General features: G+C 62.5%; 2 protein-coding genes. Both read left to right on the top strand.

The features are described 5' to 3' along the window. Positions 1–134 precede the first annotated feature (134 nt). Positions 135–560: a DUF1761 domain-containing protein gene (locus tag ACFV20_RS37280; protein ID WP_385665657.1), complete on the top strand. Its 426-nt coding sequence runs from the start codon at positions 135–137 to the stop codon at positions 558–560. A gap of 10 nt (positions 561–570) precedes the next feature. After that, the coding region (locus tag ACFV20_RS37275; RefSeq protein WP_385665654.1) for a CorA family divalent cation transporter at positions 571–1,042 on the top strand (472 nt) is incomplete at its 3' end.

The following is a 1,042-nucleotide window of genomic DNA, read 5'->3' as shown; positions in this document are numbered from 1 at the left end:
TACCGAGACAGTTCTCGCCCTCCATACCCACATCCCCTACCGGACTGAACCGCTGATCAGCCGGATGACGGCGACGCCAACACGCAGCAAGCAGGAGCGCTCCAACCCCGGTTCCGCGTCCTAGGATTTTGAGCATGGATTGGCTTTCACACATTTCGCAGATCAACTGGCTGGCCGTACTTCTTGCTTTCGTTTCCAGCATGGTTGTGGGGTTCGTCTGGTACATGCCATCCGTCCTGGGCAAGCGATGGATGCAGGCAATCGGCAAGACCGAAGAGGACCTCAAGAACATCGACGGTGGCGTGGGCATCTGGGTCCCCATGATGCTGGCTTCCGCGCTGACCAGCATCCTCCTCGCCGTACTGATCAGTGCCCTGGACCTCAACACCTTCTGGGCGGGCGCCTTCTTCGGCATCATCATTGCCTTGGTTTTCCGGGCCGGCGGCCACGTGATCCACAACGGCTTCGCCGGCCGTCCGACGGCAGTCACCGTGATCGACTCCGGCCACGACGTCGTCGCCCTCGCCATCGCGGGCGCCATCATCGGGGCCATGCAGTAGCGTTCTGCCAGTGACCATCATTGACAACGCCGTTTACGTAGACGGCGTACGCACCGCCACCCCGCAAAGCCTCGAGCAAACCTTCGAGACCCTGGCCAAACATGGTGGTATGGCCTGGATCGGCTTGTACCGCCCCACGCAGCAGGAAATGGCGGGCGTCGCCGCGGAGTTCGGCCTGCACGAACTCGCCGTCGAGGACGCCATCTCAGCCCACCAGAGGCCCAAGCTGGAAAGGTACGACAACAACCTCTTCACTGTCCTCCGGCCCGCGAGGTACCTGGACGAGACTGAATCCGTGGAATTCGGCGAACTCCACGTCTTCACGGGTTCAAATTTCGTGGTCACCATCCGCCACGCCGAAACGGCGGGCGTCGCCCAGGTCCGGCATCGCCTGGAGGACCGCCCCGACCTCTTGCGCCACGGACCCGAGGCGGTGCTCTACGCACTCCTGGATCAGGTGGTTGACGACTACGCACCTGTGG

It is taken from the genome of Streptomyces sp. NPDC059696 (genome assembly GCF_042733745.1).
Taxonomy (GTDB): domain Bacteria; phylum Actinomycetota; class Actinomycetes; order Streptomycetales; family Streptomycetaceae; genus Streptomyces.
This window is presented reverse-complemented; position numbering and strand designations above follow the sequence as displayed.

Bases quoted from the DNA above. Each gene is read 5' to 3' on its own strand.
- ACFV20_RS37280 (WP_385665657.1), top strand. From the start codon at position 135: ATGGATTGGCTTTCACACATTTCGCAGATCAACTGGCTGGCCGTACTT.